Source organism: Microcystis sp. M53598_WE2, from assembly GCF_030067735.1.
Classification (GTDB): domain Bacteria; phylum Cyanobacteriota; class Cyanobacteriia; order Cyanobacteriales; family Microcystaceae; genus Microcystis; species Microcystis aeruginosa.
This window is the reverse complement of the sequence record NZ_JASJFE010001059.1, coordinates 1-1,065: the sequence shown is the minus strand read 5'-3', so window position 1 is coordinate 1,065 and position 1,065 is coordinate 1. Positions and strand designations below refer to the sequence as shown.

The window sequence follows — 1,065 nt, the reverse complement described above, 5'->3', positions numbered from 1 at the left end:
CACTACCAGATCTGGCACTTTTTGGAAACCAAAAAGTCTAAAAGTCTTACCCAACAAGGTTTTTAGATTTATTCAGCCAACCCTATCTACTAATTCTGGTGGCGGCTGACAGGAAATAGGGATTGTTCTGCCTGTACTGGGATGATTAAAAACGATTTGATTGGCATGGAGATAATAACCACAATCTCCCGGGACTGCATCCGGTCGCGGTAATCCCCCCAGACCATACAATGGATCACCGATTAAAGGATAGCCAAAAAAGGCCAGATGAATGCGAATTTGATGGGGTCTGCCCGTAAAAATTCTTACTTCTAATAGGGTACTATCGGGATGTTTTTTTAAGACTCGACCATCACTGCGGGCCGATAACCCATCTGTGAGCGCACCGTAAACATGGCCTAAAATGGGATGGGCGATTTTCCCGATCGCTTGATTAATAGTAAAGTTATCCGGTATGTCGCCCCGACCCACTAAAGCTCGATATATTTTGGTAATTTTCCCCTCTCGCATCTGTTGACTCAATTTAGCTCTAGCGGGCTTTGATTTCGCCATTAAGACTATGCCCGAAGTGCCGCGACCAAGACGATGAATCGGATAGGGAGTGACCTCCGCATAATGCTGATGTACCAAATGGATAAGAGTATGTTCGAGAAATCCACCCCCCGCTAACACGGGTAATCCCGAAGGTTTCGCCACCACTAACACCTCGGCATCCTCGTAGAGTACCTCAAAAAAGAGCGGCACATCCGGTTCTGTCCAAGGTGGGCGCTGATAGGTCAATTGCTGCCCGATTTCCAAGACTGTATCGGGGCAAGCGGGACGACCGTTGACTAGAATTGCTGCCGATAAAATGCGATCGAGCCATTCTTCTGGACTAGAATGGCAATATTTGCCCGTATAGTAAGCTAATAAGCTTAATCCTGCCTGATTTTTGCTAACTTTATCTCGATAAATCCAGCCTTGATTGGGCATTGGGGAAGTGGGGTGTGGGGTGTGGGGTGTGTGGTGTAGGGTGTGGGGTGTAGGGTGTGGGGTGTGGGGTGTAGGGTGTGGGGTGTGGGGTGT

1 protein-coding gene is annotated in these 1,065 nt (G+C 48.1%); it reads right to left on the bottom strand.

Going from position 1 to position 1,065, the window contains the following annotated elements; translation table 11 throughout:
* Positions 1–72 precede the first annotated feature (72 nt).
* Positions 73–972 (bottom strand): RluA family pseudouridine synthase, encoded by a 900-nt coding sequence (locus PX636_RS21625; RefSeq protein WP_288118816.1) that lies wholly within the window; start codon positions 970–972, stop codon positions 73–75.
* Positions 973–1,065 lie beyond the last annotated feature (93 nt).

Bases quoted from the DNA above. Each gene is read 5' to 3' on its own strand.
- PX636_RS21625 (WP_288118816.1), bottom strand. From the start codon at position 972: ATGCCCAATCAAGGCTGGATTTATCGAGATAAAGTTAGCAAAAATCAG.